The organism is Cucumibacter marinus DSM 18995 (genome assembly GCF_000429865.1).
GTDB classification, from domain to species: domain Bacteria; phylum Pseudomonadota; class Alphaproteobacteria; order Rhizobiales; family Devosiaceae; genus Cucumibacter; species Cucumibacter marinus.
This window is the reverse complement of record NZ_AUCR01000010.1, coordinates 26,839-45,696: the sequence shown is the minus strand read 5'-3', so window position 1 is coordinate 45,696 and position 18,858 is coordinate 26,839. Positions and strand designations below refer to the sequence as shown.

Annotated in this window: 23 protein-coding genes; 10 read left to right on the top strand and 13 right to left on the bottom strand. The window is 63.7% G+C overall.

From position 1 onward, the window contains the following. Window positions 1-184: 184 nt before the first annotated feature. Window positions 185-814 (top strand): alpha-ketoglutarate-dependent dioxygenase AlkB, encoded by a 630-nt coding sequence (locus G489_RS0107385; RefSeq protein ID WP_029041003.1) that lies wholly within the window; start codon window positions 185-187, stop codon window positions 812-814. 110 nt (window positions 815-924) lie between these two features. Further along, the gene (locus G489_RS0107380) at window positions 925-1,305 is read left to right on the top strand and encodes a hypothetical protein (RefSeq protein WP_029041002.1); all 381 of its coding nucleotides are present in this window, start codon (window positions 925-927) and stop codon (window positions 1,303-1,305) included. Window positions 1,306-1,370: 65 nt separating this feature from the next. Here G489_RS0107380 and G489_RS0107375 read toward each other — a convergent pair whose 3' ends face one another. Continuing rightward, a complete protein-coding gene (locus G489_RS0107375; RefSeq protein WP_029041001.1) occupies window positions 1,371-1,820 on the bottom strand; it encodes a hypothetical protein in 450 nt (149 codons plus the stop codon). A gap of 419 nt (window positions 1,821-2,239) precedes the next feature. Between G489_RS0107375 and rsgA the strand changes: the two genes are divergently transcribed. Continuing rightward, window positions 2,240-3,316 (top strand): ribosome small subunit-dependent GTPase A, encoded by a 1,077-nt coding sequence (rsgA, locus tag G489_RS0107370; RefSeq protein ID WP_029041000.1) that lies wholly within the window; start codon window positions 2,240-2,242, stop codon window positions 3,314-3,316. Between the two features lie 846 nt (window positions 3,317-4,162). Here rsgA and grpE read toward each other — a convergent pair. Both grpE and hrcA read right to left on the bottom strand, forming a co-directional pair. Beyond that, complete coding sequence (gene grpE / locus G489_RS19515; protein ID WP_051332422.1) at window positions 4,163-4,852, bottom strand: nucleotide exchange factor GrpE; 690 nt, start codon at window positions 4,850-4,852, stop codon at window positions 4,163-4,165. Window positions 4,853-4,944: 92 nt separating this feature from the next. Continuing rightward, the gene (gene hrcA, locus G489_RS0107360; RefSeq protein ID WP_051332402.1) at window positions 4,945-6,036 is read right to left on the bottom strand and encodes a heat-inducible transcriptional repressor HrcA; all 1,092 of its coding nucleotides are present in this window, start codon (window positions 6,034-6,036) and stop codon (window positions 4,945-4,947) included. A 166-nt stretch (window positions 6,037-6,202) separates the two neighbouring features. On the opposite strand from hrcA, the gene rph reads away from it, so the two are divergent. The 3 genes from rph to hemW are packed head-to-tail and all read left to right on the top strand — an operon-like array spanning window position 6,203 to window position 8,732. Next, the gene (gene rph / locus G489_RS0107355) at window positions 6,203-6,931 is read left to right on the top strand and encodes a ribonuclease PH (protein ID WP_029040998.1); all 729 of its coding nucleotides are present in this window, start codon (window positions 6,203-6,205) and stop codon (window positions 6,929-6,931) included. Then, complete coding sequence (locus tag G489_RS0107350) at window positions 6,932-7,573, top strand: non-canonical purine NTP pyrophosphatase (RefSeq protein WP_029040997.1); 642 nt, start codon at window positions 6,932-6,934, stop codon at window positions 7,571-7,573. Window position 7,574: 1 nt separating this feature from the next. Continuing rightward, window positions 7,575-8,732, top strand: a complete 1,158-nt coding sequence (hemW, locus tag G489_RS0107345; protein WP_029040996.1) for a radical SAM family heme chaperone HemW — start codon at window positions 7,575-7,577, stop codon at window positions 8,730-8,732. A gap of 35 nt (window positions 8,733-8,767) precedes the next feature. Here hemW and G489_RS0107340 read toward each other — a convergent pair whose 3' ends face one another. Then, window positions 8,768-10,066, bottom strand: coding sequence for a penicillin-binding protein activator (locus G489_RS0107340; protein ID WP_029040995.1), 1,299 nt, complete (start codon window positions 10,064-10,066; stop codon window positions 8,768-8,770). A 219-nt stretch (window positions 10,067-10,285) separates the two neighbouring features. Here G489_RS0107340 and rsmI point away from each other — a divergent pair, with 219 nt between their 5' ends. Genes rsmI through gshB form a run of 3 tightly spaced genes read left to right on the top strand, consistent with a single transcriptional unit; the run spans window position 10,286 to window position 12,520 of the window. After that, window positions 10,286-11,200, top strand: coding sequence for a 16S rRNA (cytidine(1402)-2'-O)-methyltransferase (gene rsmI / locus G489_RS0107335; protein WP_029040994.1), 915 nt, complete (start codon window positions 10,286-10,288; stop codon window positions 11,198-11,200). Beyond that, the gene (locus G489_RS19510; RefSeq protein ID WP_035871949.1) at window positions 11,193-11,570 is read left to right on the top strand and encodes a YraN family protein; all 378 of its coding nucleotides are present in this window, start codon (window positions 11,193-11,195) and stop codon (window positions 11,568-11,570) included. Before rsmI ends, G489_RS19510 begins: the two co-directional genes overlap by 8 nt. After that, window positions 11,561-12,520: a glutathione synthase gene (gshB, locus tag G489_RS0107325; RefSeq protein WP_029040993.1), complete on the top strand. Its 960-nt coding sequence runs from the start codon at window positions 11,561-11,563 to the stop codon at window positions 12,518-12,520. The genes G489_RS19510 and gshB overlap by 10 nt, the downstream gene beginning before the upstream one ends. 219 nt (window positions 12,521-12,739) lie before the next feature. Here the strand turns inward: gshB and coaA are convergent, their stop codons facing one another. From coaA to hisB, 8 genes are read right to left on the bottom strand one after another with little or no spacing between them, the layout of a single operon-like run. After that, window positions 12,740-13,693, bottom strand: coding sequence for a type I pantothenate kinase (coaA, locus tag G489_RS0107320; RefSeq protein ID WP_029040992.1), 954 nt, complete (start codon window positions 13,691-13,693; stop codon window positions 12,740-12,742). 22 nt (window positions 13,694-13,715) lie between these two features. After that, complete coding sequence (locus G489_RS0107315; protein WP_029040991.1) at window positions 13,716-14,042, bottom strand: phosphoribosyl-ATP diphosphatase; 327 nt, start codon at window positions 14,040-14,042, stop codon at window positions 13,716-13,718. A 54-nt stretch (window positions 14,043-14,096) separates the two neighbouring features. Next, window positions 14,097-14,879 carry an imidazole glycerol phosphate synthase subunit HisF gene (gene hisF, locus G489_RS0107310; RefSeq protein WP_029040990.1) on the bottom strand — a complete coding sequence of 261 codons (783 nt, stop codon included), beginning with the start codon at window positions 14,877-14,879 and terminating at the stop codon, window positions 14,097-14,099. After that, the gene (locus G489_RS22835) at window positions 14,876-15,001 is read right to left on the bottom strand and encodes a hypothetical protein (RefSeq protein WP_281173304.1); all 126 of its coding nucleotides are present in this window, start codon (window positions 14,999-15,001) and stop codon (window positions 14,876-14,878) included. The genes hisF and G489_RS22835 overlap by 4 nt, the downstream gene beginning before the upstream one ends. Continuing rightward, on the bottom strand, window positions 14,998-15,729 hold the full coding sequence (gene hisA / locus G489_RS0107300; protein WP_029040989.1) for a 1-(5-phosphoribosyl)-5-[(5-phosphoribosylamino)methylideneamino]imidazole-4-carboxamide isomerase: 732 nt from the start codon (window positions 15,727-15,729) through the stop codon (window positions 14,998-15,000). The genes G489_RS22835 and hisA overlap by 4 nt, the downstream gene beginning before the upstream one ends. 4 nt (window positions 15,730-15,733) lie before the next feature. Further along, on the bottom strand, window positions 15,734-16,402 hold the full coding sequence (gene hisH, locus G489_RS0107295; protein ID WP_029040988.1) for an imidazole glycerol phosphate synthase subunit HisH: 669 nt from the start codon (window positions 16,400-16,402) through the stop codon (window positions 15,734-15,736). Next, on the bottom strand, window positions 16,399-16,827 hold the full coding sequence (locus G489_RS21690) for a DUF2628 domain-containing protein (protein ID WP_051332401.1): 429 nt from the start codon (window positions 16,825-16,827) through the stop codon (window positions 16,399-16,401). The genes hisH and G489_RS21690 overlap by 4 nt, the downstream gene beginning before the upstream one ends. Before the next feature lie 22 nt (window positions 16,828-16,849). Beyond that, on the bottom strand, window positions 16,850-17,437 hold the full coding sequence (hisB, locus tag G489_RS0107285) for an imidazoleglycerol-phosphate dehydratase HisB (RefSeq protein WP_029040987.1): 588 nt from the start codon (window positions 17,435-17,437) through the stop codon (window positions 16,850-16,852). 248 nt (window positions 17,438-17,685) lie between these two features. On the opposite strand from hisB, the gene G489_RS0107280 reads away from it, so the two are divergent. Continuing rightward, the gene (locus G489_RS0107280) at window positions 17,686-18,105 is read left to right on the top strand and encodes an ester cyclase (RefSeq protein WP_029040986.1); all 420 of its coding nucleotides are present in this window, start codon (window positions 17,686-17,688) and stop codon (window positions 18,103-18,105) included. Window positions 18,106-18,516: 411 nt separating this feature from the next. Here the strand turns inward: G489_RS0107280 and G489_RS0107275 are convergent, their stop codons facing one another. Further along, the gene (locus G489_RS0107275) at window positions 18,517-18,855 is read right to left on the bottom strand and encodes a P-II family nitrogen regulator (protein WP_029040985.1); all 339 of its coding nucleotides are present in this window, start codon (window positions 18,853-18,855) and stop codon (window positions 18,517-18,519) included. Window positions 18,856-18,858 lie beyond the last annotated feature (3 nt).

Below are 18,858 nucleotides of genomic sequence, written 5' to 3'. Positions count from 1 at the left end.
GCGGACCGCTGTAGCCCCTCTTGGGTATGAAAGTCACCCCATAAGGGAGTGTTCGGAGGCTATATAAGGAGGCTGCCCGAGGGCTTCAAGCGCCCCACCCCACAATTTGCGGGCGTTTTCGGGTTGCCGAACAGGGTTTGGAAGGCGCAGCCTTCCGGGCCCGGTTCCAGCGTGCGGAGGCGTCATGCGCCACCTACCCGGCTATCTCGATTCGACCGACCAGTACGCGCTGGCCGGCAAGGTCGCGGACATACTGCATCACGCGCCATTGTTCCAGCCCTTCCTGCCGCGCTGGGGCACGCCTTTGTCGGTGCGCATGAGCAATTGCGGGCCGCTGGGGTGGGTGGCGGACAAATCGGGCTATCGCTATCAGGCGACCCATCCGGACACAGGCCGACCCTGGCCGCCCATGCCGGGCGCATTGCTGGACCTCTGGGAGGCAGTATCAGGCTATGAGGCGCCGCCCGAGGCCTGCCTTGTCAATTACTACGCACCCACCGCGAAGATGGGGCTGCACCAGGACAGGGACGAAGCGGATGTCGACGCGCCGGTGGTGTCGATCTCGCTTGGCGACCGCGCCCGTTTCCGGCTCGGGGGCGACAGCCGCAAGGGGCCGACCGACAGTGTTTGGCTCGAAAGCGGCGATGTTGTCGTGCTCGAAGGCAAGACCCGGCTGGCCTTTCACGGTATCGACAAGGTGGAACCGGGCAGTTCGGACCTTCTCGGCGGCTGGCCGGATCTTTTCCCGGCAGGCGGGCGGCTCAACCTGACGCTGCGGCGGGTCACCGTTCCCGGCAAGGCGTCTGTGCGTTGACAGATAATGCCCGCCGATAGGTGTTAATGCGTGAGCGTGGCTACGGCTGCGCTCCGCCCCTTCGCGCGCGACAGTGCCGTGCGGCAGATCCGCCGCGAAGGGGAGACATCATGAGCGTATTTCAAGGGCAGTACACCAATTCAGGCACCGGGGTAACACTCGATCTCAACGCCGAAGACGCCAGCAAGCAGACCCTCTCCGGCACCCTGTCGGGTGTGCTCGGCCAGAGTTTTACCGTCAATGGTTCGTATCTGGGGTGGGACACGCTGCATTCGCGCTACCTGATCGAACTCAGCGGTCATTTCACGATCTACGATACCCAGCACCAGCCGCCCTCGCGGGATTACCTCGTCACGCTTGTCGGCTATGCGCCGGCCTCATCGGCCAGCGATCTCGTGCACCATATCACCTATCTGCAAAGCGGGGCCTTTGACATGAAGGGCACCGGCAATGACGTATTCCACGACCAGGTCAGCTATGTGTCGCGCTGAACGAAAACAGGCGGCCCGGAATCCGGACCGCCTCAACCTCATTGACTGGCTCAGGCCGCCACCGGCTATGGGCAGGTGACCGGCTCGGGATCCTGGAAGAAGGGCGCCTGGGTGGCGGCATAATAAGAGCTCTTGAAGTCGACCTCGATGAGAGGTTCGGCGACTTCATTGCCTTCGAAGAACATGCGCAGATAGACCGCGCCGGTCGATTTGAGCCGGAGGACCAGGAAATATTCCTCGGCGACGTCGGGAATGTCGGCGGTGCGGTAGATGAGCGCATCCCGGTAATTGAAGCGCGCCATCTGGGCGCCGACGGCCACGGTAAGCTGTTCGCGCTGGGCGTCGGACCAGTGTCCGGCCATCTTTTCCATGTACTGGTTGGCCGACTGGATCCCGCTGTCGCGCAGGACCTCGGCATAACCGCAGACCTGATCGACAGGCGCTGCCAGGGCCGGGGCGGTGGCGGCCAGTACACCGGCGGTCAGGGTCAGGGCGATGGCGAGGGGTTTGTGCATGGCGTCCTCCTTGTGCACATATCGGGCCGCGCGGTCTTCGCAGCTCTCCAGCTAGCATTCTGACGCCGGGCACGATCCAAGGCCAGCGGAAAACAAACCACCGGAACGCTGGTCAAGCGGGCCGCGAGCGGTCTATAATTGACATTCAACCACCCACGAAAGGAGAGCGTTTCATGACTGTCCTTTGTTCCCACGCGCTGCACCGGCGCGCCGGACGGGTGGCTTGCGCCCTTTTTGAATCTTGCGCCCTGTTTGCCTGACGGCCCTTTGAGGGTGCGTTCTCCCGCCGGACCCCGGTCAGCCCCGTTCCCGCCATCCCCATCCGGATGCGGGGGCAACGCACTGTGTTTCGACTTAGAAGTTCTTGCCCCATGCCCTTGCCCCATCAGGGGCGGCGTGCGGGCCAAGCGGGAAAACCGATGACCGAACCCGACAATCCGACTGAATACACGCTGGCCCAACTGGGCTGGTCCCCTTTCTTTGTGCGCCAGATCGATCCCGAAGCGCTTGATCACGCCGAGCCGGCGCGGGTGCTGGCGACCCATCGCGACGCGCTCGAGGTGGTCGGCGAAGGCTACGCCATGCGCGTGCCGCCGCTGGTGCCGCGCGCGGATGAAACAGAGGCCGCAACCGTTGGCGATTTCGTGCTTGTCGACCGGCAGGCCGGACGCGCCACCACGCTGGTGCCGCGCAAATCGCTGTTCAAACGCGGCGCCAAGCGTGGCGAATCGAAGGTTCAGCTGATCGCGGCGAATGTGGACACCCTGTTCATCGTCACGGGCTGCGACCGGGACTTCAACCCGGCGCGGATCGAGCGTTACCTGGCGCTGGCGCGAGAAGCCGATGTTACTCCCGTGGTGGTGCTGACCAAGGCGGACCTTGCCGAGGACGTGCATGAATTCATCGACATGGCGGCGCGGCTGATGCCGGGCCTGATGGTCGAAGCACTCGATGCGCGCGAGCAGGCTGCCGTCGAACCCTTGCGGACCTGGTGCGGGGCGGGCCAGACCGTGGCGCTGCTGGGATCATCAGGGGTGGGCAAGTCGACACTGGTTAACTCGCTGACAAGGCGGCAGGACCAGGAGATCGGCGGCACCCGAAAGGGCGACGGCAAGGGCCGGCACACCACCACCGCGCGGGCGATGATTCCGCTCGACGATGGCGGCTGGCTGATCGACACACCGGGCATGCGCGAATTGCGATTGGCGGATATGGAAGCCGGGCTGGCCGACGTATTTGCCGATGTCGAAGAGATCGCGTCACAGTGCCGGTTCTCGGACTGCAAGCACGAGACCGAGCCGGGCTGCGCGGTCAGAACCGCCATCGAGGACGGGTCGCTCGATGAAGCCAAGCTGCAACGCTATCTCAAGCTGAAGGCAGAGGAATTCCATGCCTCCGCCAGCATCGCCCAGCGCCGGTCCAGGGCGAAGGGCTTCGGCAAGATGGCCAAGCGGGTGCAGGCGGTGCGCAACAAGCGCAATTACTTCGAGGATTGAGGCGCACCACCGGATCTGGGTGGCAGCCAGCGGTGTACAAGACCGCCATTCCCGTGAAAACTTGGCCTCGCGCCGGCCGGGCTGGTCTGCCTCACGCCGGCGGGCTGGCCGTGAATGACGGCGGGTTAGTGCCTGGAGAGGTCGAGACACAATCTCTGACCTCATCCTGAGTTGGGAGCGCCATTGGCACGACCCTCGAAGGGTGTGCGGCGCCTGTCACCTACCCCCCGCCGTCACCCCGGCGCAGGCCGATGTCGAGTAATCAACGCAGCCACATAACGAACGAACGTTCGTTCTATACATCTGAGTTGGCTTGATTCAGGCTTCCGCCGGAATGACGGATGAGAGTGGGGCAGAACACATCCAGAAATTCAGTGTCATTCCCGCCAATATTGTCTCGCGCCGGCCGGCTAACGGGAACCCAGCGGCGGGCTATCCAGCCCGCCAAAAGGCCACTTCTGCCAAGCACGGTGTCTCACGCGCCATGACATGGCGCACTGGGTTCCGGCAATTTGCCTCACGCCGGCGGGCTGGTCGGGAATGACGCGGAGGGGATGGTATCGCCTATCTCCAACCGCCTCGTCACCACCCGACTCGTTCGGGTGGTCCATCTGGCCGCCTCCGATGGATCACCCGGCTCAACCGGGTAATGCCGGCGGTCTGGTTGGAAGCTCGACACACAATGTCTGATCTCATCCTGAGCTTGTCGAAAGATGGGCCACACGTCCCGCCCTCGCCCTTCGAGGCTCGGCTACCTCAGGGCGAGGGCTTGGGGGGATCCTCGCGCGCCCTCCCGGACTTGATCCGGGACCTCATCGCAAGCAGGCTGCAGGCTTGGGGGAAGCCTCAGACTTCCTTGTCGATATGCGGGTCTGCGCCACCGGTCTCGCCGTTTCCGGCCTCGGTTTCACCTGCCGGTTCGGCCGCCGGGGCCGGTTTGGCCGCTTTCGGCCCGCCCTTGGCGACCCCGACCATGGCCGGGCGCAACACGCGCTCGCCGATCACATAGCCGGACTGCATGACCTCGAGGACGGTCTGTTCGGGAACCTCCGGGTTCGGGATTTCGAACATGGCCTGATGGAAATGCGGGTCGAAGCGTTCGCCCTTGGGGTCGATCTTCTTGACGCCGTTCTTTTCGAGAAGCCGCTGCATTTCGCGCTCGGTCATCTCGACGCCCTCGATGAGGCCCTTCATGGCGTCGGTCGCGGTTTCGCGGTCCTCGGCGGGCAGGGTCCCCAGCGCACGCGACAGATTGTCGGTCGCGGTCAGCATGTCGCGGGCGAAATTGGAAATCGCATAGGCGCGGGTGTCACGCATTTCGCGCTCGGTGCGCTTTCTGAGATTGTCCATTTCGGCAACGGCACGCAAAAGCCGGTCCTTGAGCTCGTTGCGCTCGGCTTCGAGCGCGGCGATGATCTCGGCCTCGGCAGAGGCGGCAGACGCCTTGGTGGCATGGGCTTCGGTGGCATGGGCTTCGGCGGCACGGGCTTCGGCGGCCTCGTTTTCGGGTGCCGGCCGGTCCTGTTCGTCACTCATGGCTGCTTTGTCCATTGGTTTGAAGTTTGTCGGGGCCGCATATCGGGCATTCCAACCGAAATTTCAACCATCGCGCATGATCGCGCGCACGGTTACCGGCCCCGGCGGATCAGTTCAGAGACAACATTTGCAGTGTAGTCGACCACCGGCACGATACGCGAATAGTTGATCCGGGTCGGCCCGATCACCCCCACGACCCCAACCACCTTCTGATTGGTGTCGCGATAAGGCGAGAGAATCACCGATGAGCCGGAAAGAGAAAACAGCTTGTTTTCCGAACCGATGAAGATGCGCACGCCTTGCGCGGTCTCGGTATCGCCGAGCAGGTCGATCAGCGCCTTCTTGCTCTCGAGTTCGTCGAAAAGCTGACGCACCCGGTCGAGATCCTCGGAGGCCATGGTGTCGCCGATGAGATTGGCGCGGCCGCGCACGATCAGGGTCGGGGTGAGAGAATCACGCGCTTCGGTGAGGCTGGCGAGCCCGGTATCGATGAGCTTTGAGGTCAGTTCGTCGAGCTCGGCCTGCTTGCGCGCACGCTGGGCCTCGATCACATCGCGGGCCTCGGACAGGGTGCGTCCGACAACGTGGTGGTTGAGGTAGTTGGCCGCCTCGGTCAAAGCGCTCGCCGCCAGCCCGAGAGGCAACGGAAACAGGCGGTTCTCCACATGCCCGTCCTCGCCCACCAGGATCGCCAGCGCCTTGTCCTGATCGAGCCGGACGAACTCGATATGGCGGAGCACCGTGTCGGCCTTCGCGGTAATCACAAGCCCGGCGCCCTGGGAGAGGCCGGAAAGCACCTGGCTGGCTTCGGTCAGCACCTCCTCGACCCGGCCGGCGCTGGAGGAATGCTCGATCTGGTCGGCGATGCGGCGGCGCTCGGTCTCGTTGACCGCGCCAATCTCGAGCATGGCATCGACGAAGAACCTCAGCCCCTGCTGGGTGGGCGCGCGGCCGGCGGAGGTGTGCGGGGCCGCGATCAGGCCCAGATCCTCGAGGTCGGCCATGACATTGCGCACCGAGGCAGGAGAAAGCTGGGTCTCGAGCATGCGCGCAAGCTGGCGCGAGCCGACCGGAGCGCCAGTCTCAAGATAGCGCTCGACAAGCCGGCGAAAGATTTCCTGCGCCCGATCGTTGAGCACGGAAAAGAAGTCGCCCTGTGGATGGTTGCTGGACACGGTTTTCATGCAGACGCGGTTAATGACGCAATACGCCTGTATTTAGGCCTAAATCCGGGCGCCGCCAACCGCAGACGACCCCAAAGGCCGGTTCCGGCCCGACCGGCCCGCTTTACCGCCTCAAGGCAACAGGCTAAGAGGCAGTTCCCTACGGTTAACAGGATGTGAATCAGTGATGCGACCCTCCGGTCGAGCGCCAGACCAATTGCGCCCCCTTACCATCGAACGCGGTGTGAACCCTTATGCAGAGGGCAGCTGCATGATCTCATGCGGGGGCACGCGGATCCTGGTGACGGCGAGTGTCGAGACCTCGCTGCCGCCCTGGCGGCGCGGGGCGGGGCTCGGCTGGGTGACCGCAGAATACGGCATGCTGCCGCGCGCCACCGGCCAGCGCACCCGCCGCGAGGCGACCGCGGGCAAGCAATCGGGCCGCACCCAGGAGATCCAGCGCCTGATCGGGCGGTCACTGCGGGCCGTTGTCGACATGAAGGCAATCGGGGAAAACCAGATCACGGTCGATTGCGACGTGATCCAGGCCGATGGCGGAACCCGCACCGCATCGATCACCGGCGCCTTTGTGGCGCTCTCGGACGCGATCGGTTGGATGCAGGCGCGCGAGCTCGCCGGGCCGAACGCGATCACGACCGAGCTGGCCGCGGTTTCCTGCGGGATCTATCGCGGCACGCCGGTGCTCGACCTCGACTATGCCGAGGATTCGGAAGCGGAGACCGACGCGAATTTCGTGATGACCGGAGACGGGCGATTCGTCGAGATCCAGGGCACTGCGGAAGGCGCGCCGTTCTCAGCGGACGAATTGTCGGCGCTTACGGCGCTGGCGCAAAAAGGCGTCGGCGAACTGATCGAAGGCCAGAAACAGGCGCTTTCCCAAGCGGTGGCGGACTGAATGAACGATTTCCGGCTCACCCGCGGCACAAAGCTCGTTATCGCGACCCATAATGACGGCAAGCTTGCCGAGTTCCGCGAATTGTTCGCGCCATTCGGGCTCGACCTGACGTCGGCGGGTGAACTGGGCCTGCCCGAGCCGGCGGAAGAGGGCACGACCTTCGCCGAGAATGCCCGCACCAAAGCCCATGTAGCTGCCGAAGCCTCGGGGCTGATGGCGCTGTCCGATGATTCGGGGCTGTGCATCGATGCGCTCAATGGCGATCCCGGAGTCTATACCGCGGACTGGGCCGGGGTGCCGCGAGATTTCATGGCCGCCATGCAAAGGGTCGAAGACCTGCTCAGGAAAAAAGACGCGAAGACGCCGGCGCAGCGGCGTGGCTCGTTCAACGCCACGCTGTGCCTCGCCCTGCCCGACGGGCGCGACCAGCTCTATGTGGGCAAGGCAGAGGGCACGCTGGTCTGGCCGCCGCGCGGGGACAAAGGCTTCGGTTTCGATCCGGTGTTCCAGCCGGAGGGATTCGACACCACCTTTGGTGAAATGACCTCGGAAGAAAAACACAGCTGGTCGCCGGGCCATGTCGGGCTCTCGCACCGGGCACGCGCTTTTGCCGCGCTTGTGGAGGCGTGCTGCGATGTTTGAGATGGCCCGCGGTGGGGACAATGCGTTCGGGGTCTATGTGCACTGGCCGTTCTGCGCGGCCAAATGCCCTTACTGCGACTTCAATTCGCATGTCCATCGCGGCGCCTTTGACGAAGAGGATTTCGTCACCGCCTATGAGACCGAGATTGCGACGCTAGCCGAACGCCTGCCCAACCGGACAGTCGCCTCGGTGTTTTTCGGGGGCGGTACGCCCTCGCTGATGGCGCCGAAATCGGTCGAGCGGATCCTTGCGGCGATCCAGCGCCACTGGCAGATGGACAATCGCGTCGAGATCACACTCGAGGCCAATCCGACCAGCGTCGAGGCCGACCGGTTTCGCGGCTATCGCGCCGCCGGGGTCAACCGGGTGTCGCTGGGCGTGCAATCGCTAGACCCCGACGCGCTGGCCGCCCTGGGGCGTCTGCACACGGTCGGGGAGGCGGTGGCGGCGGTCCGGCTGGCGCAATCGATCTTCGAGCGCTCGAGCTTCGATCTCATCTATGCCCGCCCACACCAGACGCTGGAGGCCTGGGAATACGAGCTGACAGAGGCACTGGCGCTTGCGGCCGGGCATTTGTCGCTCTACCAGCTCACCATCGAACAGGGCACGCGCTATTTCGATCTCTATGAGGCGGGCAAACTGATCATGCCCGACCCGGATCTTTCCGCCGATTTCTATGAGCTTACCCAGGAGCTGACGGCGAAAACCGGGCTGCCGGCCTATGAGATCTCGAACCATGCCCGCCCCGGCCAGGAAAGCCGGCATAACCTGGTTTACTGGCGTTATGGCGAATATGCCGGGATCGGACCGGGCGCCCATGGGCGGCTGTTGATCGACGGGGTGCGACACGCGACCGTTGACGAGAAAATGCCCTTCCCCTGGGCCGAGCGGGTCAAGGCGCGCGGGCATGGCATGACGCTCGACGATGCGCTCAACCAGGAAGAACAGGGCGACGAATATCTCGTCATGGGCCTGAGGCTGGCCGAAGGCATCAGCCCCGAGCGCTATCGGGCGCTTTCGGGCCGGACGCTCAGAGACGAGCAGATCGCGGAACTGACCGGGATCGGCTTTTTGAGCCAATTGCCAAACGGCAATCTGCGCGTCACCGACAAGGGTTTTCCGGTGCTCGACGCCGTGGTCGCCGACCTCGCCGCCTGATCTGAAATCCCGAAACGGGCTTAGAGCATCTTCCCTTAAGGCATTTTGGCCGGGTCGACGACGCGCGAACCGCCGAGCTCTGCCTGTTTCATGACAAGCGCATGGGTGTTGGTGCCGTTCGAAAGGAACCGGAACACCCCGTCACGGCCGTCAAACCCGTTCGAGCGCGTCAGCGCGGTGCGCGAGAAGGGCGGGTTCGCCTTGGCCAGCGCATCGGAATTGGCGAGCAATACCGCGGTGTAGGCAAAGGTCGAGAGCGGGTGCGGCTTGGCCCCGAAAACCGGCTCATACTGCGCGGCCATGCGCTCGTAGCCGGTGGGATCGACGCTCGGATAGAACGCGCCGGCAAGATAGGGGGTCGACTGGATCTTGCTGTCGCCATCCCAGTCGGACGAGCCGATAATGGTGATGGCATTCTTGTCGACGCCCGCATTTTCGAGCAGCAAAGCGATATTGGGCGCAAAGCGGCGTTCAGGCAGGAACAGGGTATCGACCTGGCCCGACTGGATGATCGGGATGATCAGATTGGCCTGGTCCTGGAACTCGGAGAGCGAATTTTCCGAAAAGCGATAAACGCCCTGGATCGGAGTCCCGGTGGCGGCCGTTGCCGCCTGCAGGGCAGCCATCTGCACATCGCCAACCGTTGAATTGGAGACCAGCGCGACAATATTCGAGCGGCCGAGCGAACGTGCATAGTCAAGCGAGCGGCGAGCTTCGGTCTCGGGCAGAATATTGAGAAGAAAGACGCCGTCCGAGGCGACCCCGGACTGGTTGGAAAAGCCGATCACGGGTACGCCCTGGGTCCGCGCAGTGGCGCCGGCGGCACGCACGCTCTCGGCCAGAAGCGGGCCGAGAATAAGCTGCGAGCCTTCCGCGATGGCTTCGGAGGTGACCTGACGGGCGCGGGTGGAGCTGCCCTGGGTGTCCTTGATGGTGAGCTGGATATTGGCCGGAATGCGGGTGTCGCCCTCGATCGCCTGCATGGCCAGCCGTGCGGCATTGGCCATGGAGGTGCCGACATTGGCAAGGCCTTCATCCCCGGTGAGCGGCAACAGCAGCGCCACGCGCACAGGCCCGGTGCCCAGCACCTCGCCGGCGGCCGGCGGCAGGTTGGAAGGGATCTGCACGGTCTGGGGTCCGTCGATGCCGGTGGCGACCGTACCGCCGCGCGAGCCGAAGACATCGCCTGCCGGTGAACAGGTCGAGACCTGCATCAGGATCATGGCGGCCAGGGCCCAGAGCGCGGCGGTGAGCATCCCGCGCGGCCAGCGCGTCATGGCACGGCCCGCCCCTTTTTCCATGGTTGCTGTGCCCATGGTCATTGTCATCGACATGATCTTCCCCTTATTGCCCCGCCGCGTCTGATTGTCCGGAATGCATCCGGCGGCCCCGGTACGGGCGTCAAGCTATACAAAACCCGCCCCCGCGCTTAAAGACGTCATTGCGCTTTTATCCCGAAACGCGCCCAAAACGCATCAGGGGATCGAGCAGCGCGGGCGGGCATGCCCCGCCCCATGCAGACACCGGAAATGGGGCAAGAGGTGGATCGCAGCGTGACAGAGAGCGGAAAATCCCCCGAAGCCGGGCGGCGTTATGTGATCGAGGGGTCTGCCTTCGAAGCGCCCCGGCTGCCTCAAGGGCTCTATCCCGTGGCCACGCCGATCGGCAATCTCGGCGACATGACCCTGCGCGCGCTCAGGACCCTGGCGGGGGCAGATCTCATTCTTTGCGAGGACACGCGCACCTCCGGTGTGTTGCTGACGCATTTCGGCATCTCGACACCAAGACGCGCGCTGCATGAACACAATGAACGCCAGCAGGCCGAAACGATGGCGGAGCGGATTGCCGGCGGAGAGGCGGTGGCACTGATCTCGGATGCCGGCACCCCGCTGATTTCCGATCCCGGTTTCGTGCTGGTGCGCCTGTTGCGCGACCAGGGACTGCCGGTCATCCCCATTCCGGGCGCGTCTTCCGTCGTCACGGCCCTGTCCGGGGCGGGTCTCCCGACAGACGCCTTCACCTTTATCGGGTTTTTGCCATCCAAGGCAGGTGCTCGCGAGACCGCGTTGCGCGATCTCGCCGAGCGTGGCGAAACGCTGGTGTTTTTCGAATCCCCGCGCCGGGTCACCAAGACCCTTGGCGCCATGGCGGGCGTGTTCGGCAGCGACCGGCAGGCGGTGGTGGCGCGTGAACTGACCAAGGCGCATGAGACCTTTCACACCGGCACGCTCGGCGCTCTCGCCGAGGGTTTCGCGGACCAGACCGTGCGCGGAGAGATCGTCATTCTGGTTTCGGGCGCCGAGGAAAGGGTAGCGAACCCGGACGAATGGCGCGATGCGCTCACGGTGCGGCTCAACGATGTGCCGCTCAAACAGGCGGCAGCCGAGATTGCCGAGGCGTTTTCGCTGCCCAGGCGCGACGTCTATCAAGCCGGGCTTGAACTGAAGAAAGGCAAGCGCGGTGGCTGACCGCAAGCGCGCCGAGCAGTTCGGGCGCCGCGCCGAAACCGCCATCGCGCTTTGGCTGCGGCTGCGCGGCTGGCGGATCCTCGACAGGCGCGTGCGGACCCCGCGCGGGGAGATCGATCTGATTGCGCTGCATCGCGGGACACTGGTGTTTGTGGAAGTAAAGGCCCGCTTGCGGAACGCCGAAACCGCGCTGATGGCGGTCAACCAGCACCGGATCGTCGAGGCGGCCCGGTATTGGGTGGGCCGGCACCCCAACCATCAGGGGCGTGATATGCGATTTGACGTGATCCTACTTGCGTCCGCGCGCTGGCCGCGCCATGTGAGACACGCATTCGAGACGAGCGAAAGGACAACCGGGTCATGGCTTTGACGAGAAAACCCCTCAAGGTGGCAGTGCAGGCCGACCCGGCAGCGGGCCTTCATGCGGAAGGCGATTCGACCGTGGCGCTGATGCGCGAGGCGCAAACGCGCGGGCATGCGCTGTTCTACTACACGCCCGACACGCTGGCGCAGACCGGGCGCACCGTTTCCGCTTCCGTCTCGCCGATCACGGTCAATGACGACGACAAGCGCTGGTACGAGATGGGTGATGCGGCGCGCACGGATTTGCGCGAGTTCGACGTCGTTCTGCTCCGCCAAGACCCGCCCTTCGACATGGCCTATATCACCACGACCCATATGCTCGAGGTGATCCATCCCGAGACCCTGGTGGTCAATCATCCCGGCCATGTGCGCAATGCGCCGGAGAAGATTCTCGTCATGGAGTTCCCCGAACTCATGCCGCCGACACTCGTCACCCGGGACCGGGCCGCGGTGCGCGCCTTTCGCGAGGAGCATGGCGATGTGATCATCAAGCCGCTTTACGGCAATGGTGGCGCGGGGGTGTTTCATCTGCGCGAAGAGGATTCGAACCTCAACGCGCTGCTCGAAATCTTCGAGGCAACCTGGCGTGAACCCTATATCGTGCAGGGCTATCTACCGGCTGTGCGCAAGGGCGACCGGCGCATCATCATCGTCGATGGCGAGCCGGTGGCCGCGCTCAACCGCATTCCGGCATCGGGTGAAGCGCGTTCGAACCTGCATGTGGGCGGACGCGGCGAACTGGTCGAACTGACCGCACGCGACCGCGAGATCTGCGAAACGATCAGGCCGGCGCTTGTCGAGCGGGATCTGATCTTTGTCGGGATCGACGTGATCGGGGACTATCTGACCGAGATCAACGTCACCTCCCCGACCGGCATCCGCAACATCACCGATCTTGGCGGGCCGGATATCTCGCCATTGATCTGGGACGCGATCGAGAAGCGGCGGGTAGATTGACCATCCGGTGGAACAACACTGCGTCATTCTCGGGCTTGACCCGAGAATCCATGATGAAGTGACGCTCAAGAACCGGTCCCTCATCAATCGCAAGTGCTAATCGAGCAGCGCGGCCTCATGGACCCTCGGATCAAGTCCGAGGGTGACGAGGTGGTGGGGGTCAGGCCTGACACCCGGCAAACCCGCCATCGAATTTGAAACCTCAGGACGATCTCACAACTACAGCCGTCGCAGGGCCACCCGATCGATGGCGTGGTCATGGCTCTTGGTCAGAATGAGATCGGCCCGGCCGCGGGTGGGCACGATGTTTTCCGTCAGGTTGGGCAGGTTGATCGAGGTCCAGATCTCGGCGGCAAGTTCGCGCGCCTCGGTCTCGGTCAGCTTGGAAAAGCGATGGAAGAATGAATTCGGGTCCTTGAAGGCAGTGTCGCGCAAGGACAGGAAGCGTTCGACATACCACTGGCGCAATAGCGGCTCCGGCGCATCGATATAGACCGAGAAATCCAGAAAATCGGACGCGAACACCACCGGCTTGCCGGTTTTGGGCAAATCGCCGGGTTGCAGGATATTGAGCCCTTCAACGATCAGGATGTCAGGCCGGTCGACGGTGACCGTTTCACCCAGCACGTCATAGGTGAGGTGCGAATAGAGCGGCGCCTCGACATTGGGCTTGCCGGACTTGATCGCTGCGAGGAATCGCAGAAAAGCCAGCCGATCATAGCTTTCGGGGAAGCCCTTGCGCTCCATGAGCCCGCGTTTTTCGAGCTCTGAATTGGGCAGAAGGAACCCGTCGGTGGTGACCAGATCGACCTTGGGCGAGGCGGGCCAGCGCCGCAAAAGCGCGCGCAGGATGCGGGCGGTAGTCGATTTGCCGACCGCGACCGAGCCGGCGACCCCGATGATGAACGGAGTCCGTTCGCCATTGTGCTGCAAAAAGGCCGAGGAGACATGGTGCAGCCCGTGGATGGCCTCGACATAGAGCGAGAGCAGGCGGGTAAGCGGCAGATAGATCTGCTCGGCCTCGGCCATCGAGATCGGGTCGTTGAGCGAACGCAGGCGCTTGATATCCTCCGGCTCGAGCGTCATCGGCTCGTCGGCGCGCAGGCGTGCCCATTCGGCAGCGGAAAACTCGTGATAGGGCGAGAGCTCCGCCCCGAAGATGGATTCGATCATTCGGCCGGCCCCCGCGCCGTCTTCACGCATCGGCCTCGCGTTCGATGCCGGCTTCGGCAAGGCCCTGGCGGTGCTGGCGTGCGCCAAGCTCCTCATAGACCTCGCTGAGGTCGACCCCGCTGGCACGCAGGGTGACGAGCAGATGATAGAGCAGGTCAGCGGTCTCGCGGATCAGTTCCTCGCGGTCGGGTTTGACCGCGGCAATGGCTGCCTCGACCGCTTCTTCGCCGAGCTTTTGCGCGCATTTGGCGACGCCCTCGGCCATCAGCCTAGCGGTGTAGCTCTCCGCCGGCGAGGCGGTGGCGCGATTGGCGATGACCTTTTCGAGGTCGTCGAGCGTGAATGTCATGGTCCCCTCCAGGAAAGGCCCCTCCGGAAAAACTCAGGGGCAGGGCCGCGCGGCTCAGGCGGTGTCGAGCCGCATGGGAATGCCCGCTTTTGCCAGATGGGCCTTGGCCTCGGCAATGGAAAAACGGCCAAAATGGAAGATCGAGGCCGCCAGCACGGCGCTGGCATGGCCCTTGAGGACGCCCTCAGCCAGATCGTCGAGGCTGCCGACGCCGCCCGAGGCGACCACAGGCACAGGCACCGCATCGGCGATGGTGCGGGTCAGCCCGAGATCAAAACCCGATTGGGTGCCGTCGCGGTCCATCGAGGTCACCAAGAGCTCCCCTGCCCCGCGTTCGGCCATCTCAACGGCGAATTCCACCGCATCGATGCCGGTTTCATTGCGCCCGCCATGGGTGAAGATCTCCCAGCGCGGAGGCTCGCCTTCGGCGGAGACGCGCTTGGCGTCGATCGAGACGGTGATGCACTGATTGCCGAACTTGTCGGCGGCCCGGTTGACGAAATCACGGTCGCGCACCGCGGCGGTGTTGATCGAGACCTTGTCGGCGCCTGACAAAAGCAATTTGCGGATATCCTCGACCGCGCGCACGCCGCCCCCGACCGTCAACGGCATGAAGCAATGTTCGGCAGTGCGGGCGACCAGATCGAACAGGGTTGCGCGGTCTTCATGGCTGGCGGTGATATCGAGAAAGCAGAGTTCGTCCGCCCCCGCAGCATCATAGGCGATGGCGGCCTCGACCGGATCGCCGGCATCGATCAGGTCGACGAATTGCACGCCCTTGACGACGCGGCCGTCCTTCACATCGAGACAGGGAATGATGCGGTTCTTGAGGGTCATCGACTTTTCCCTTCCCGCGTCGTGTTCCCGGCTTGCGCGTCCTCGCGCAGGACGCGCTGCGGGCGACGCGTGCGACCGTCCTCCACATCGAGACAGGGAATGATGCGGTTCTTGAGGGTCATGCCGCGTTCCTCAACAATTCCAGCGCCTTGGCGGGATCGATGCGGCCATCATAGAGCGCGCGGCCGGTGATCGCACCTTCAAGGATCGCCATGTCGGGACCGGCGAGGGTCTCGATATCGGTCATGGAGGCAAGTCCCCCCGAAGCGATGACGGGGATCGAGACGGCGCGGGCCAGCTCGAGGGTCGCGGCCCAGTTGATGCCGGTGAGCACACCATCGCGATCGATATCGGTATAGATGATGGCAGCCACCCCGGCGCCTTCGAATTGCTTTGCCATTTCAACGGCTTCAAGTTCGGCGGTCTCCGCCCAGCCCTCGACGGCGACCTTGCCGCCGCGGGCATCGATACCGACCGCGATATGGCCGGGATGGGCCTTGCAGGCGGCGATGACGAGATCGGGATCGCGCAAGGCAATCGTGCCCAGAATCACCCGCGAAAGGCCCTTTTCGAGCCATGCCTCGATCTGGGCCATCGTGCGGATGCCACCGCCGAGCTGAACCGGGATATCGAGTTCGCCAAGGACCGCCTCAACCGCCTTGCCATTGACGCTCTCGCCGGCGAAAGCGCCATCGAGATCGACCATGTGCAGATACTCAAAGCCTTGATCCGCAAAGGCTTTCGCCTGGGCCAGCGGGTCGGTGTTGTAAACCGTGGCCTCGTTCATATCGCCCTTTTTGAGGCGGACGCATTCGCCGTTTTTGAGATCGATGGCGGGAAACAGGATCATCGGGTCAAGGTGTCCACTTCAGGAAATTCTCAATCAGATCAAGGCCGTAGTGCTGGCTTTTTTCGGGGTGGAACTGGGTGCCGGCGATATTGCCGTCGAGCACCGCGGCGGTCACCGGCCCGCCATAGTCGGTCGTGGCGATGACATGGGCCGGGTTGTCGGCGACGAAATGATAGGAGTGCACGAAATAGGCGTGGCCAGCCAAAACTGTGCCCGCGCCGTCCGAAAAGGGGCCGTAAATGCGGGCCTTTTCGTTTACGGCTACCTCGTTCCACCCCATATGCGGGATCTTGAGTGCGGGATCGGCCGGGGTCAGCGGCACGACCGTGCCCGGAATCCATCCCAGACCCTGATGCGTGCCTTTCTCGATGCCTTTGGTGGCGAGCAATTGCATGCCCACGCAGATGCCGAGAAAAGGATTGGCCTTTTGCCGCGCATTTTCGGTCAGCGCCTCGACGAGACCGGGAACGGCGAACAGGCCCGCGCGGCAATCGCCATAGGCGCCAACACCGGGCAGCACCAGCCGGTCGGCCCGGCGCACAATCTCCGGATCGTCGGTGACGACGATCCGAGGTGAATGGTCGAGCCGCTCGGCGGATTTGACAAAGGCGGAATGGGCCGAATGCAGATTGCCCGAGCCGTAGTCGATGATGGCGACGGTTTCAGCCATTATGCCTGTCCCTGTTCGAGCGCTTCGGCGACATAGACCAGTTCGGCCTCACGGGCGGAGGGTGCGCGCAGATCGGTGGCGTGGGTGTAGCCGCGCCGGACAAGCGCCTTGCCGCGAATAGCGGCGGCCTCGAAACCGATAAGGATGGCGACGACGAGCCCGATGCCGCCCGCCGCATCCTGACCGAAGCCGGCAGCGATGAAGGCCAAAATGACCGCGACGCCGAAATAGGCCAGAAGTTCGAGCCAGAGCCCGTGCCAGATGCACCAGAACGGCGTGAAAAGCGCGGCAGGAATGGAAAAGCGCTCGGCGAGAACGGTCAGTTCGCGCGTATCGAGCGGCGCCAGTTCCCCGCTTCTGCCGGACTTGTCTTTCTTGCCCGGATCTTTCTTGCCCGGATTGCCCTCATAAACCGAATAGATGCGCATCTGCGCCTCCGCTCACATCGCCTTAAAGCGTGCCCTTGGTCGAGGGTACGCGGTCGCCGACGCGCGGGTCGATCTCGACCGCATCGCGCAGGGCTCGGGCCAGCGCCTTGAAACAGCTTTCGGCAATGTGGTGGGCGTTCTCGCCATAGGCATTTTCGACATGGCAGGTGATGCCGGCATTCATCGAAAAAGCCTGGAACCATTCGCGCACCAGCTCGGTATCGAAATCGCCGATCTTGTCGCGCGGGAACTCGACCCGCCAGACAAGGAATGGCCGGCCGGACACGTCGATGGCGACCGAAGACCTGGCTTCGTCCATCACGAGATCGCAGCTTGCGTAACGGCGGATGCCCTTTTTGTCGCCCAGGGCCTTCTGGAAAGCCTGGCCGAGGGCGATGCCGGTATCCTCGACGGTGTGGTGCTGGTCGATATGCAGATCGCCCTTGGCGCGGATCACAAGATCCATCAGGCCGTGACGGGCCAACTGGTCGAGCATGTGATCGAAAAAACCGACACCAGTCTTAATATCGGCGCTGCCGGTGCCATCGAGATCGACGGATACGCTGATCTCGGTTTCGTTGGTCTTGCGGGCGATCTCTGCCTTGCGCATGAGCACTTCTCCGTCGCGCGCCCCGGTGCGGGGCGGAAACGGCGCTTGAGTATCAGCAATTTGGGCAAGGGGGAAGGTGGGGGTCGCCGTGCCTGGCAAAAGTAACGTCAACAGGTCCCGGATCTGCCCTCCGGCGTGAGGCCGAAGGTGTCCGGGACAGCACGAGGGTGGTCTCCAACGCCTCAGCGTTCGACCTCCTCCAAAGTACAGGCTAGAAGCCTGCCAAAAGCAACACGGGGATTGGCGCTATGACCATCAACGAGAACAAGGCCGTCGTCACGCGGTTCAACCGCGAAGTGATCGAGAAGGGCGACCGGGCAGCGTTCGAGGCGTTGGTGGCGCCGGATTTCGTCAATCACACCGCACTGCCCGGCGCCGAGCGCGGGCCCGAAGGCCTATGGACGACTTTCGAGACCATATTGCGCCCGGCCATTCCGGACCTTTGCGTGGACATCCACGATATGGTTGGCGAAGGCGAGAAGGTTGTGACCCGCAAATCGCTGACGGGCCGGTTGACCGGGCCGCTGATGGGTGCAGCACCGACCGGGGAGCCAGTCCGGATCGAGGTGATCGATATCGTCATCGTGCGGGATGGGCGCTATGCCGAGCATTGGAGCGTCAATACGATCGGGGCGCTGGTGGCGCAATTGAAGGCGCACACGCGGTGAGCGGGGTTTCGGACCGATCGGTTTTCGGATCACCCCACCCCGGCCCTCCCCGTCAAGGGGAGGGTGAAGGCCGTGCCAGATGAAGTGACGGCGCCAGACCGAACAAATGGATTACCCGGATAAACCGGGTGGTGACGCGGGTGCAAGATACCCTCGCCCTTCGAGGCTTGTTTTTTCGCGCTTCGCCTTGACCGAAAAGTCTCCAACTTTTTGGGGCTCAGCCGTCTGCTCGCACCTCAGGGTGAGGCTGGCGATTGTGTGTTGGCCCAGCCACGTCCTCTCCCGTCACCCCGGCTTTCGCCGGAACGACGGCAGAGAGTGTGGCGAAGCACATCCAGAAACTCAGTGTTATTCCCGGTTCGAACAGACCCCGGATCAAGTCCGGGGCTGCCCGAAGGAGATAGGCGGTACCTAAACCGCGCCCTCGCCGGATTCGCCGGTGCGGATGCGGATGGTGGTTTCGACGTCCCAGACGAAGATCTTGCCATCCCCCACCCGGCCCTGGCGCGCGGCCTGCTGGATGGCGTCGACGGCATCGTCAAGGATATCGTCGGCAACCACGATCTCGAGCTTCACCTTGGGCACATAATTGATCTGATACTCGGCGCCCCGGTAGATCTCCTTGTGCCCGCGCTGCTGGCCGAAGCCCTTGACCTCGGACGCGGTCAGCCCGTGGACATTGATCGCCTCGAGGGCATCACGCACTGCGTCGAGCCGGTGCGGCTGAATGACGGCCATGATCATTTTCATCGG